Consider the following 12,963-nt stretch of genomic DNA (forward strand, 5'->3'; position numbering starts at 1 on the left):
GTGTTGTTTAATTGATTATTGAGATAATTAGGATTCTCTGGATTAAACTTCTTATTTAGTAGTCGTCTAAAATTCAGGCTGGTTTCCTACTTCCATATGTCAGTACTTTGATTCTTTTGATTTTTTTGATTGCTGTGATTTTTGACTGTGTTTTTTCGATTTTAGTGATCACTGGGTTGATTAGGATTGTCTGGCTTGAACTTCTTATTTAGTAGTCGTTTGAAATTCAGGCTGGTTTCTCCGAAGTTGATTAGTAATCCTACTTCCAGATTATACGCTTCCAGATAATTGATCGCCTGGGCGAAGTGGACATCTTCAAGTTTTGATGTGGCTTTAAGTTCAACTGATATGAACTCCTGTACTAAAAAATCCACTCGCCTGGTACCAATACGCTGTCCTCTATAAAAAATAGGCATCTCAAATTCCCGGTTAAACAAAATCCCATTCAACTCAAATTCGATCGCCAAAGCCCTCTGATATATCACCTCTTGAAACCCATTCCCAAGTGCCCGATGGACACTCATACAACACCCAATAATTTTAGAAGTCAGCTCAGAATATTTATACTGGTCATTTATCATGACTTTGATTCGTTTGATTCTTGTGATTGCCTTGATTACACCAATATGCCTTTTGTCTGTACTATGATTCTTAGAACTGTCTTCACTAAAAATCAAAGGCCACTTCCTAATCAAATGCAAAAAATCATAAAAAATTACTATGATTCGGTTGATTCTTGTGATTGCCTTGATTACACCAATATGCCTTTTGTCTGTACTATGATTCTTAGAACTGTCTTCACTAAAAATCAAAGGCCACTTCCTAATCAAATGCAAAAAATCATAAAAAATTACTATGATTCGGTTGATTCTTGTGATTGCCTTGATTACACCAATATGCCTTTTGTCTGTACTATGATTCTTAGAACTGTCTTCACTAAAAATCAAAGGCCACTTCCTAATCAAATGCAAAAAATCATAAAAATCACACAAATCAAAAAAATCACAGTTCAGACTTTTATTTTCCCCGTCACCGCACTATTAATCAACGTCGATTTGTACTCTTTTAACTTTTCAATCTCTTTCTGTTTCAGGGATATGGCGGTGGCGATTTTTTGATTAATGTTTTCTATGTAGGAAACAATCTCCTTCTGTTCCTTATATGGAGGAACAACGGTTGTCAATTGTTTGAATTCATGCCAATATAGACGCTTTCTAAAATCTGTGATACCCTTAGAAACGCGATTCATTTCTTGAATATAAATGCTTGTTCTAAATTGATATTCAGCATAATTCGCTTCGATATTCTTGTTTGGCTTCGCAACAACGTACGCCGGACTAACCATACCATTGGTACCCACAGCACCAATTGCCCCCTGCCAAGCGCGCATCATATTAAATACAATGTCGTTAACCTCTACAAGTTTATAGTTACTTTTATCTTCAATTTTAACTTTGCCGCGAATATTGGATTCTTCGTCCAATTCCTCCGACGAAATGGCTGTATGAATTGAAACGGATAATAAAGGAAGTCCTTCCCGACCTGGCTGATTTCTTTCAGTGAAAAGAACCCTGTTTGCGAAAACCTCCCAATGCTCCGGAATCTCCCCAATCCATTCTACCCCAGAATCCTTCATCTTCACATCCAAACTCAACCCACGCGTTACCGCATTGTGAATCAGTATTTGCCTGCGTTCTTTGAGTAGTTCTATTTGTTTTTCTTTAATGGAAACAGCCTGGTCAATTTGAGCCGTTTTGCGATCAAGAAAATTGGCGATGGCGGTTTGTTCGGCGAGGGATGGAACAGGAAACACAAGGTCTCTTAGCCAGTCCCTTTGCAATTCCGTCTGGTTAGTTGATCCCTGAGCTAAAATGCCATTTATCAGATCGTAGTTGATCGAAAAAATATAATAATAGAATTTGGCGTGAAAGTTATCATCCCCACGAATTATAGTAACATGACTGTCCGCTAAATAATTATTCTTATTCAAATCAAAAAATGCAACCTTTCCTAACACTCCTCCCCCAGTAGAAGCTAATAAAATATCGTTCTTAAATACCGTTCCTTTAACAGCCCCTATTTTTTCAAATGGACCAACTTTTGTGAACTTGCAATTATCTGCATCAAAATATCCCTTACTAAAAGTTGCTTGATTTACTACCCTAAAATCTGACTGTTCGACATAGCTTGGTGTAACTCCTCGATTTATGAAGCTAGCAATCGTCTTTAATTTCTTTAATTGCCAACTTTTTGGAATATCACCAAGCCAAACATTTCCAGAATCCCTATACTCACTATATTTCTCAAACATCAAATACTTTCATTTAAAACGTCCACACTTTCACCCATGGCCAATATCTCCCGGATCAAGCCGTCACTTTCCGCTTCGAGAGCCAGTATATCAGCAGCCACATCTTCAATACTTCTCAAAGGTTTGTGGCGGTAGAAATATTTGTTGAAGCTGATCTCATAACCGATTTTCGTAGCGTCCAGGGTTATCCAGGCTTCGGTTATGTGGGGTTTTACTTCGCGTAAAAAGTATTCGTAGATATTCTCTTTCAGCGGTACGTTTTCCGTATCGCGCAAATCACTTTCCGTTTCATATTGCAGGTATTCACCTTTTTTACCGGTCGGGAAATATCCATAATCGGCCAGTTGTTCGTCGGAGCAATCCAGATAACTGAGCAGTTTTTCCAGTTTTTCGCCAGTGAGTTTTACAACTCCTTTTACAACTTTTTCAGCTCCGGCATCATACCAGCTCACGGCGTTCAGGATCGCATTTTTTTCAGAAGAGGTCAGTTTGGTGCCTTGTTTTTTGAGGGCGGCATCTACTTTTTCCTTGAAAATATTGAAGTCTGTAAATTCTTCTGTACCCATCGCCGCCAGCAGTTCCTTTGCGCTGTTCAACAGATCCAGCTGTTTTTGCCAGGTTTCGTTGCTGGTCAGGGCTTTGGCTTGTTTGGTATTCAGGTTCAGGTCATTTTTTTCACAATATTCCAAAATCGCTTTTTCATGCGTGGCGATATCGGTATACACTTCTTCCCCAAATTCGGCATAAGCCCAGGTCATGGGTTCGCGTAAGGATCTGTCAAAACGCAGGTCGGCGATGCGTTCTTCGGTAAACTGCGCTTTCAGGCGTTTCGGCCGGTCGATGGTCACTTTGTAATAACCAAAATCGGCATTATCAAAAACCTGTGAAGCAATGCCCTCATCACCCTCCCTATCAATCGCTTCCAGACTGGTATATACCCGCACGATTTCCGTGATATGTTCAGGAGCAAATTCGCAGTTTTTGTTACCCAGGTTTTTCCGAAGTTTCCGGTAAAGCTGTCCGGCGTCAATCAGCTGCACTTTTCCCTGGCGGTGCGGTGCTTTTTTATTACTCAGGATCCAGATGTAAGTCGTAATGCCAGTGTTGTAAAACAGATTATTCGGCAACTGCACAATCGCTTCCAGCCAGTCATTTTCAATAATGTACCTACGGATATTACTTTCTCCCCCACCGGCATCACCCGTAAACAAACTGGAACCGTTATGCACAGAAGCAATACGCGAACCACTGTGGCCGGGCTTCATTTTAGAAACCATTTCCATCAGGAAAAGCAGCTGTCCATCCGACGAACGCGGCGTGGCATCAGCGTCATCTTCCACGCCCCAGTAATCTTGCAGTCTGATCTGGAAACGCGGATCAATAATATCTTTTCCATCTTTGATATACTTCTGCTCACTCGCCCAGGACTTGCCATAAGGCGGATTGGAAAGCATGAAGTCAAAACTCGTTCCGGCAAATTCATCCGTAGAAAGCGTAGAGCCCACCCGGATATTCTCCGGATTGTTGCCCTTAATCATCATATCCGACTTACAAATCGCATAAGTTTCGTCGTTGATCTCCTTGCCATACAGATACACATCACCTTTGGCCCGGATACCGCCTTCTTCATCTTTGATAAAATTCTGGGATTCCGTCAGCATACCGCCGCTTCCACAAGCCGGATCATAAATTGTCATCACAGGAGGCAACATATCTTTGATCGGATCAAAAATAATATGTGTCATCAGGTCTATCACTTCACGCGGCGTAAAGTGCTCCCCGGCCTCTTCGTTATTATCTTCGTTAAATTTCCTGATCAGCTCTTCAAAAACATAACCCATACCCAGGTTAGAAAGCGGCTGTAATTTCCGCCCATCCAGATCCACCTTTTCAAAAGGCGTAAGGTTGATGTAAGACGAAGTAAATTTTTCCAGCACGTTCAACAGCACATCCTTATTGGCCATGTGGCGTACCTGGCTTTTCAGTTTAAACTTGTCGATAATCTCCTTGACATTCGCACTGAAACCATTCAGATATTCTTCAAAATTACCCTGTAAAATCTGCTGGCTGTTGGTGGCAGTGCTGTGCAGCCGCTGCAAAGTCTACGGACTGGTATTGTAAAAAACATAACCGGAAGCCTGCATCAGTCCGTTTTCGTCCCATTCTGTAAAACCGGCTTCGTCTTTCTGGAATGCCAGCTCTTCCATAACCGCGTCCTTGGTCGGTTCAAGCAAAGCATCCAGCCGCCTCAAAACTACCATCGGGAGAATTACGTCCCGGTATTTTCCACGCACATATACATCACGCAAACAATCGTCAGCGATGGACCAGATAAAAGAAACAAGTTTATTGTGTACTGTATGATTCATATTGTAAAGTAATCTTGAAGGGATATAACCTCCCATTCAATAAAAGTAGAAGATTTTGGAAGGGTTGCCAAAACGAAACAGACTTAGTGACCATATTTTTTAAAGGGGCCAGGCTACGTTTTCGTTAAATTTTTAAAATTGCCGCAGCTAACAGATTTTCAAAGTTGTGCCTTTATGTTATGTTAAAATGATTCGTCCGGCACATCCACAATAGAAGAGAACAAAAACTCGTAGTTAGCTTCAATATTTTTGTGAAAAGAGATGAGCAGTACCGCCCAATCTCTAAGTTCAACCAGGATCGGTATATTGCTATCGGTGATTTTTTCGCAAAGCATAATGTACGCATCAAAGGGCAATGGTGCTAAATCCTTGGTTCGCAGCACCAGATCGAGATCACTTCCACTATGACCCTTTCCATTTACACGGCTGCCATATGCCCAAACCTCCATGGCAGTTTCTGACTCCTGAAAAATTGCGAGTAACGCTTGTTTGTCCTTTTCTCTCAATAGCATTTTAATCAATATTTTGGTTTTTCAAAATAGCAGACAGCTCAATACTGCGGTAAAAACACAAGCGTTTCATTAGCAAAATTTACCCCATAATCGTGCGCAGTATTATTTCTAATGTCCCTATATTGGAGCCATCGCTCACATTGTTCATCAGTCATTAAATCCCGCAAAACAGCATTTCTGAACACGTTTTTAAATACCATTTTATCCACTTCTTTGGGACTATGAAAATAGGGTTTGATAGCTTTTCGCAATAATTTGCCAGTCTGTTCCAGAATAAGCTCAAACGCTTTGAAACAGGCCGAACGAAACATATCATATTCAACGGTATCTATTTCCGACTCGATAAGCAATGAATGTGCTTTTTCCCAGTGCCGCTCTACACCTTTCTAAATATGTAGTATCTATTTTCATAAGCCTTTCCAACGTTAAAATTGATTTTAGTAGCTGGCCACATGTTTACATGCACTTCGGTTAGCTGTATAATTTAAATATAGCGAACCGGGAGTCCAATTATTATTTTTGGATTACTTCCCGATACAGAACTTACTAAAAATATTATCCAGCAAATCATCCGTAACAATAGTCCCCGTTATCTCACCCAAATGATGCAGTGACAACCTGATGTCCTGAGCCAGAAAATCGCCCGTGATTCCAGTATCCAGGCCATTGATTACTTCATTCAACGCATCCTGCGTTTTTAATAAATGCTCGTAATGACGAAGATTTGTAACGACAGTATCCGTTGCAGCTTGTCCATAAACACGATTAACCAAAACGTCGGTGAGAGATTTCAAACCTTCCTGAGTTTGTGCGGAAATACCAATTATTTCATGATTTTCTGCTTTTAGTTTATTGAAAATTTCAGGTTCGATATCTATTTTGTTAAATACCCAAAGCACATCTTTTCCAGAAGCTAATTCCGTAGCAACCTGCTTGTTTTCCAAAAATGTCTGCTCGCTGTCGAATAGGAAAATTACCATATCCGCTTTTTCCATCGCTCCACGTGAACGTTCAATTCCGATGGATTCTACGAGGTCAGTCGTTTCACGAATTCCTGCCGTATCAATAAATCTGAACTTTAATCCTTCAAGAATCATGGTATCTTCAATCACATCACGGGTCGTTCCTGCGACGCTGGTTACGATTGCCTTTTCTTCATTCAAAAGTGCGTTCAGCAAGGTTGATTTCCCAACATTTGGTGAGCCAATAATCGCTACCGGAACGCCTTCTTTCAGCGCATTTCCATAATCAAAAGATTCAATTAAAGGCGCTATTGTCTGACGAAGTTTTTGAATTAATCTTCTCAAATCGTCTCTCTCAGCGAACTCAACATCTTCCTCGCCGAAATCTAATTCCAGTTCTACCAAAGAAGCAAAATGGATCAATTCTGTTCTTAATGAAGCAAGTTTTTTTGAAAAACCACCTCTTAATTGATTGATCGCAGTTTTATGGCTGGCCTCAGAATCGGCAGCGATGAGATCCGCTACGGCTTCTGCTTGTACCAGATCAAATTGTCCATTCAAAAACGCACGTTGGGTAAATTCTCCCGGGCGTGCTATTCTTGCTCCTTTTTGGATAAGGAGTTTCAAAATCTGTTTGATGATATAATCTGAGCCGTGACAGGAAATTTCGACTGAATCTTCTTTTGTAAAAGATTTTGGTGTTTTAAAAACAGTTACTAAAACCTCATCGATTAACTCAGTTTCTGACTGTATCGTACCAAAATGCGCCGTATGGCTGTCAACCGAATTCAGGTTTTTGCCTTTAAAAATATCGTTGACAATCGAGATCGAATGAAGTCCGGAAACACGGATTACCCCAATGGCTCCCACGCCCGAAGGTGTCGCCAGAGCGCAAATCGCTTCCTGTTGTTGTATTTGGGTATTATTCATAGTACAAATATCGCATTCATTCAGCTATTTTCCGGGCTGAATGTTAAGTTTAAGTGATCGTTATGTCTAACAAGCGTTATTCCAAATTCATTTAAAGCATGATAAAAATCTTTAAAAGCCAGTTAGTCAATCTGAAAGACTTTATCAGATTTTAAATTATTTCCCGATTTCTTTTGTTACCCTCTATCTTTGCACTGATTTTATTTAACGCTTACATACTTTTTGAATTTTGCTAACTGAAACATTACCCATCGTCACCAGTCAACTTCCTGTTATGGAGGCTTTTTACACTTTGCAGGGAGAGGGCCAGCATAGTGGAAAAGCTGCTTATTTTATCCGTCTCGGCGGATGTGAAGTAGGTTGCCACTGGTGTGATGTAAAAGAATCCTGGGATGCCAACGCACACCCTAAACAGGAAATAAATATGATTGTAGAAGGTGCTCTGGAATACCGCGGCCGACTGGCGGTGATCACCGGCGGCGAACCATTAATGTATAATCTGGATGCACTGACGGGTGCTTTACAGGAAGCAGGCTTCCAGACTAACATCGAAACTTCGGGCGTTTATCCGTTTACAGGACATTGGAACTGGGTTTGTTTTTCACCAAAGAAATTTAAAACGCCTCACCCGGATATTTACGAAAACGCAAACGAGCTGAAAGCGATCATATACAATAAAAGTGATTTTGAATTCGCTGAAGAGCACGCAGCAAAAGTGAATGACAACTGTACATTATTATTGCAGCCCGAATGGAGTAAACACGAACAGATGCTTCCATTGATAATAGATTACATCAAAGACAATCCGAAGTGGAAAATGTCGTTACAAACGCATAAATACATGAATATTCCATAATGCGCCGCCTTTTTCTGACACTGCTTTTTTCAGGTTATTTTTTTTTAACAGATAGTCATGCACAGGATGCGCCTTTGTCGCGCCGTGGCAAGGAAACGTTTGACAAAGCCCAGAAAGCGTGGCAGGCGAGGCAACTGAACGAGGCAATGGTACTATTTGAAAAAGTGGAAGAAACGGATCCAAACAATTCCGAGATTCACCTGAGGCTTGCGCAGATATATGAACTCCAAAAAAAAACGGAACTAACCCGAAAACATTTTGTCCGGTTTGTGACACTCCGGCCTTCTGATCCTCAATCTTCTTCCGCTTACCAATGGCTTGGAAGTGATTTTTTCAAAGAAGAAAAATACGATTCAGCGGTGGTTTATTTTGAAAAAGCGCTGGCTCTTTCTCCGCCTAAATCGGGACTGGCACGTTTGGCAAAAAAAAGTGCGGCTTCTTCCCGTTTCGCTCAAATGGCTATGAGAAATCCGATGAAAGTGCATAAACAATCATTGGGCGATACGGTTAATTTTCTCAATTCTCAATTTTTCCCGGTAATGACAGCGGATGATGAAACACTCATTTTCACCGGATTGACCGAAAACCGGGATGAAAACATTTATGTAACCCACCGGATTCCCGGAGGTTGGGATGTTCCGGAAGAAATCTCGAAATCTATCAATACGACCAATAACGAAGGCACCTGCAGCATTTCAGCCGACGGAAGAACATTGGTTTTGACTGCCTGCAACCGCCCCGACAGTTATGGTGGCTGTGATCTATACATTTCTCACAAACAGGGAAATGACTGGAGTGCGCCGCAGAATGTTGGTGAAAATATAAATTCAAGAAACTGGGAATCGCAACCTTCTTTATCTGCGGATGGAAGGACGCTTTATTTTGCATCGGATCGTCGTGGCGGACAAGGCCGTTCGGATATCTGGTTTTCGGTTTTAAAAGAAAAAGGACAATGGTCGGATCCGAAAAATCTCGGGCCGGTAATTAACACGCCGGAAGACGAAAATGCTCCTTTTATTCACGCCAACGGACGCACGCTTTTTTATGCCTCCAACGGCTTGACAGGTATGGGCGGTTTTGATATATTTTTGTCCCAAAAAGCCGATACCACCTGGACTTCACCCAAAAACATTGGATATCCAATTAATACCCAGGCAGATCAGGTTGGTTTATTTATTTCGTCAAATGGAAAAAAAGGATATTACACCGACGACACTTCCGAAAAAACCAAAGGCCGTTCCTTATTGTATACATTTGATCTGCCCGATTCATTACAAAACCTCGTAACCCCCACCCGCTTTGCAAAAGGTAAAGTTTTTGATAAAAAAACGAATAAACCGCTTGCATCCAGCATTGAATTATACGATCTCAAAAGCCAGGAGAAAGTGGCGGAGTTTTCTTCTGATACCCAGACTGGTAATTTTCTCGCGGTTTTAAACAAAGGAAGTGAATATGCTTTTTATGTTTCCAAAAGCGGATATCTATTCAAAAGTCTTACTTTTTCTGTCACCGATTCTGTCTCTTCTGTCAACCTTGACATTCCTCTGGAAGCCATACAAAAAGATCGTATTGAAGTTTTAAACAATATCTTTTTCAATACTGGTGAATTTACACTGGACGACAAATCAAAGGTGGAGTTGAACAGGATGGTTGACTTTTTGAAAAATAATAAACAAATTAATATAGAAATTTCCGGACATACGGATGACGTTGGAGGTGAACAGACCAATCTGGAATTGTCTAAAAAAAGGGCGCAGTCAGTACTGGATTATCTGAAAAAATCAGGCGTTGAGCCGGAAAGACTTACGGCAAAAGGATTTGGCAAAACAAAACCTGTCGCCAAAAATGATTCCGAAGAAAACCGACGAAGGAACCGCCGGATCGAATGGCGCGTTTTGTAAGGAAATTTGCATAAAGGAGTGAAATTTCGCACTTTTGTACAATAGGAAATGTTATTCATCCGTGAGCAGATCTTCCAAAATCGCTCCATCATTACACTGAAAAAAGAACAGTAAAATGGCTGTTCTGCACTGTAAATATTTGAATTAAAGATTTTTGATTACTATAAGTAAGAAATTAACATGACATCTGAAAAAGTAGATTGCCTTATTATTGGTTCCGGTCCTGCCGGCTACACCGCTGCTATATATGCTTCAAGAGCTGGTTTAAATCCAGTTCTTTATCAGGGAGCCCAGCCTGGTGGTCAATTGACGATAACTACCGAAGTTGACAATTATCCGGGATATCCTGACGGGATCACAGGTCCTGAAATGATGATTAATTTTGAAAAACAAGCAAGACGTTTTGGTGCTGATATCCGTTATGGTATGGCAACAGAAGTTGATTTTACAACGTATCCCCGCAAAGTAATTATCGACGGCAAAAAAGAAATTCTTGCTGATTCTGTGATCATTTCAACGGGCGCAACTGCCAAATGGCTGGGTATTGAAGGTGAAGAAAGACTGAACGGCCGCGGCGTATCTGCCTGTGCGGTCTGTGATGGTTTCTTTTTCCGTGGCCAGGATGTGGTTGTTGTGGGCGCTGGCGATACGGCTGCTGAAGAAGCAAGTTATCTTGCCAAATTAGTTCGCAAAGTATATCTGGTGGTGCGTCGTGACGAAATGCGTGCTTCCAAAATCATGCAGAAACGTTTGGAAACGCTTCCAAATATTGAAATTCTTTGGAACACAGAAACCGTTTCTTTGAATGGAGAAGAAGGCTTGGAAAGTGTTTTGGTAAAAAATAACAAAACAGGAGAAGAAACACTTCTGGATGTAACCGGATTTTTCGTAGCCATTGGTCACAAACCAAACACTGAAATTTTCAAAGGTTACATTGATATGGACGAAACCGGATATATCAAAACCATAAAGGGAAGTGCGCATACCAACGTACAGGGTGTTTTTGCCTGTGGTGACGCGCAGGACAATGTTTACCGTCAGGCGATTACGGCTGCCGGAACTGGTTGTATGGCCGCGCTGGATGCTGAACGTTTCCTGATGGAACGTGAAGTGGAAGTGATCGCGGACGATATACTTGAAACAAACTAAGAATAATCCGGAATAGATTTGACATTTAAGTCGGGCTGGCCATTGTGGAAATCACAGTGGCCAGCCCGATACAGTAATTATATTTATGAGAGAAAAGCTTATTGTTGGTTTGCTAATGGTCGTGTGTCTGATCCCCTGGAACACGCAAGCACAAGAGCGAGGAAAGTTCAAAAAAAATCCAAAGATCAATCAGGCCGGCAGCAATGCCAATGAAGGCCCAACCAGAGTAGGAACGCCTCAGCCAGAGGATGAATTTCAAGTCGAAACTTCTACATTAAAATTCCAGAGCCAGTTTGAACCCGTAAAACCACTAAATCCGGTTGTAAGTGAAGATACTTCAACAATTGACGAAGGAGAAACGGATGTTGTAGAAGTGGTGGATTCTCTACTGGTCGGTGACGAATGGGTGAAATCTGCTGAATATTATGTAATCTGGGATTCCCGTACGATTAATCCTTACGGGTTAAGTCCGCTGGATTTTGACGAACCTGTCGATCTGACCTTATACAATCCTGCCCTTAACCGTATGTGGAGCACTCCGATGACGGACACAAAAACAACTTCAAACTTCTCCTTTCGCTGGGGCCGCTGGCACAACGGAACGGATCTGGACCTTGAAACAGGCGACACCGTCAGATCAACCTATGATGGTATGGTCAGGATTGTGGCCTTTGACGGAAGTGGTTATGGTAAATTTATTTTAGTGCGTCATTATAATGGACTTGAAACATTGTATGGTCACCTTTCTAAACAATTGGTTGAATCCGGACAAATGGTGAAAGCTGGTGAGGTGATAGGTCTTGGTGGAAATACGGGACGTAGCTCAGGTTCTCATTTGCATTATGAAAACCGGTATGAAGGAAATCCTTTTGACGCCCGGAATATTTTTGACTGGGATAATAAACAAATCCGCTCCGACCACTTTCTCCTGACCAGCAGTGTCTGGAATCACCTAAGAGGTGGACGCGCAACAAAAAGTGAATTTGAATCAGGCGATGCTCCCGTAGCTTATACCCGTTCAATTTTACATAAGGTACGTTCCGGAGATACACTCTCTTCAATAGCCGGAAAATATGGTGTTTCCATTTCAACCATTGCCAAAAAGAACAGAATATCAACCCGTTCAACCTTACGTTTAGGTCAAAAAATAAGAATTAAATAGATCAGAAAATGGAGCTGAATTTGATTCAGCTCCATTTTTTTTAAAAGCATATATAAAAAAATCTTTCAATGAAACTTGATATTCTGGCCATTACGGCCCATCCTGATGATGTCGAACTTGGCTGCGCAGGCACTTTGCTTGCGCAAATGGCGTTAGGAAAAAAGGTAGGCATTGTTGACCTGACACGCGGAGAACTGGGTACCAGAGGCACACCGGAAGGACGTATACAGGAAGCAGCCGATGCAGCCAATGTTTTGGGTATTTCCGTTCGCGACAATGTTGGTATTGCTGATGGTTTTTTTGCCAATGACGAGGCGCATCAGAAAGCGATTATTCCCTATATCCGAAAATACCAGCCCGATATCGTTATCACAAATGCTTTTGATGACCGTCATCCGGACCATGCACGTGGTGGCAAACTGGTATCCGACAGCTGTTTTTATTCAGGATTGAGAATGATTGAAACTTTTGATAGCGAAGGAAACAAACAGGAAGCCTGGCGACCACGTCTGGTATTCCACATTATCCAGGACCGGTATATAAAACCTGATTTTGTTGTAAACATAACTGATTTTCATGAACAGAAAGTGGAGGCAATCCGCGCTTTTAAAAGCCAGTTTTTCAATCCTGATTATGATGAAAACAGCAACGAGCCACAGAGCTATATTTCGTCTCCCGAATTTTTAAATTTCATCATAGCCCGTGCACAGGAAATGGGACACGCAATTGGTGTGAAATATGGGGAAGGATTTACGACAACGAGGATGCTTGGGGTTCAGGATTTATCGTCATTTATTTAGTTTTTGATATC

The 12,963-nt window shown here is 41.4% G+C and carries 10 protein-coding genes and 1 pseudogene; 5 read left to right on the top strand and 6 right to left on the bottom strand.

Annotated features, from left to right (window positions below):
- Window positions 1–161 precede the first annotated feature (161 nt).
- The 6 genes and pseudogenes from LXL81_RS10105 to mnmE all read right to left on the bottom strand — a co-directional run bounded on the left by LXL81_RS10105 (window position 162) and on the right by mnmE (window position 7,084).
- On the bottom strand, window positions 162–581 hold the full coding sequence (locus LXL81_RS10105) for a GxxExxY protein (RefSeq protein ID WP_255713678.1): 420 nt from the start codon (window positions 579–581) through the stop codon (window positions 162–164).
- Between the two features lie 428 nt (window positions 582–1,009).
- A complete protein-coding gene (locus LXL81_RS10110) occupies window positions 1,010–2,311 on the bottom strand; it encodes a restriction endonuclease subunit S (protein WP_234646663.1) in 1,302 nt (433 codons plus the stop codon).
- Window positions 2,311–4,680, bottom strand: a pseudogene (locus LXL81_RS10115) (N-6 DNA methylase). The gene LXL81_RS10110 and the pseudogene LXL81_RS10115 overlap by 1 nt, the downstream one beginning before the upstream one ends.
- 182 nt (window positions 4,681–4,862) lie before the next feature.
- Window positions 4,863–5,192 carry a nucleotidyltransferase domain-containing protein gene (locus tag LXL81_RS10125; RefSeq protein ID WP_234646666.1) on the bottom strand — a complete coding sequence of 110 codons (330 nt, stop codon included), beginning with the start codon at window positions 5,190–5,192 and terminating at the stop codon, window positions 4,863–4,865.
- Window positions 5,193–5,230: 38 nt separating this feature from the next.
- Window positions 5,231–5,542 (bottom strand): nucleotidyltransferase substrate binding protein, encoded by a 312-nt coding sequence (locus LXL81_RS10130; protein ID WP_234646667.1) that lies wholly within the window; start codon window positions 5,540–5,542, stop codon window positions 5,231–5,233.
- 174 nt (window positions 5,543–5,716) lie between these two features.
- Window positions 5,717–7,084 carry a tRNA uridine-5-carboxymethylaminomethyl(34) synthesis GTPase MnmE gene (gene mnmE, locus LXL81_RS10135; protein ID WP_234646668.1) on the bottom strand — a complete coding sequence of 456 codons (1,368 nt, stop codon included), beginning with the start codon at window positions 7,082–7,084 and terminating at the stop codon, window positions 5,717–5,719.
- Window positions 7,085–7,358: 274 nt separating this feature from the next.
- On the opposite strand from mnmE, the gene LXL81_RS10140 reads away from it, so the two are divergent.
- The 5 genes from LXL81_RS10140 (at window position 7,359) to bshB1 (ending at window position 12,952) form a co-directional block, all read left to right on the top strand.
- Window positions 7,359–7,940 (top strand): 7-carboxy-7-deazaguanine synthase QueE, encoded by a 582-nt coding sequence (locus tag LXL81_RS10140; protein ID WP_234646992.1) that lies wholly within the window; start codon window positions 7,359–7,361, stop codon window positions 7,938–7,940.
- On the top strand, window positions 7,940–9,841 hold the full coding sequence (locus LXL81_RS10145) for an OmpA family protein (protein ID WP_234646669.1): 1,902 nt from the start codon (window positions 7,940–7,942) through the stop codon (window positions 9,839–9,841). Before LXL81_RS10140 ends, LXL81_RS10145 begins: the two co-directional genes overlap by 1 nt.
- A 180-nt stretch (window positions 9,842–10,021) precedes the next feature.
- Window positions 10,022–10,990: a thioredoxin-disulfide reductase gene (gene trxB / locus LXL81_RS10150; protein ID WP_234646670.1), complete on the top strand. Its 969-nt coding sequence runs from the start codon at window positions 10,022–10,024 to the stop codon at window positions 10,988–10,990.
- Between the two features lie 85 nt (window positions 10,991–11,075).
- Window positions 11,076–12,152 (top strand): M23 family metallopeptidase, encoded by a 1,077-nt coding sequence (locus LXL81_RS10155; RefSeq protein ID WP_234646671.1) that lies wholly within the window; start codon window positions 11,076–11,078, stop codon window positions 12,150–12,152.
- Window positions 12,153–12,220: 68 nt separating this feature from the next.
- The gene (gene bshB1, locus LXL81_RS10160; RefSeq protein ID WP_234646672.1) at window positions 12,221–12,952 is read left to right on the top strand and encodes a bacillithiol biosynthesis deacetylase BshB1; all 732 of its coding nucleotides are present in this window, start codon (window positions 12,221–12,223) and stop codon (window positions 12,950–12,952) included.
- Window positions 12,953–12,963 lie beyond the last annotated feature (11 nt).

The sequence above is a fragment of the Dyadobacter sp. CY356 genome (genome assembly GCF_021440195.1).
Classification (GTDB): Bacteria; Bacteroidota; Bacteroidia; order Cytophagales; family Spirosomataceae; genus Dyadobacter.

Coding starts and splice junctions, on each gene's coding strand:
- LXL81_RS10155 (WP_234646671.1), top strand. CDS start 11,076: ATGAGAGAAAAGCTTATTGTTGGTTTGCTAATGGTCGTGTGTCTGATC.
- LXL81_RS10110 (WP_234646663.1), bottom strand. CDS start 2,311: ATGTTTGAGAAATATAGTGAGTATAGGGATTCTGGAAATGTTTGGCTT.
- LXL81_RS10145 (WP_234646669.1), top strand. CDS start 7,940: ATGCGCCGCCTTTTTCTGACACTGCTTTTTTCAGGTTATTTTTTTTTA.
- LXL81_RS10105 (WP_255713678.1), bottom strand. CDS start 581: ATGATAAATGACCAGTATAAATATTCTGAGCTGACTTCTAAAATTATT.
- bshB1 (WP_234646672.1), top strand. CDS start 12,221: ATGAAACTTGATATTCTGGCCATTACGGCCCATCCTGATGATGTCGAA.
- mnmE (WP_234646668.1), bottom strand. CDS start 7,084: ATGAATAATACCCAAATACAACAACAGGAAGCGATTTGCGCTCTGGCG.
- LXL81_RS10125 (WP_234646666.1), bottom strand. CDS start 5,192: ATGCTATTGAGAGAAAAGGACAAACAAGCGTTACTCGCAATTTTTCAG.
- LXL81_RS10140 (WP_234646992.1), top strand. CDS start 7,359: ATGGAGGCTTTTTACACTTTGCAGGGAGAGGGCCAGCATAGTGGAAAA.
- trxB (WP_234646670.1), top strand. CDS start 10,022: ATGACATCTGAAAAAGTAGATTGCCTTATTATTGGTTCCGGTCCTGCC.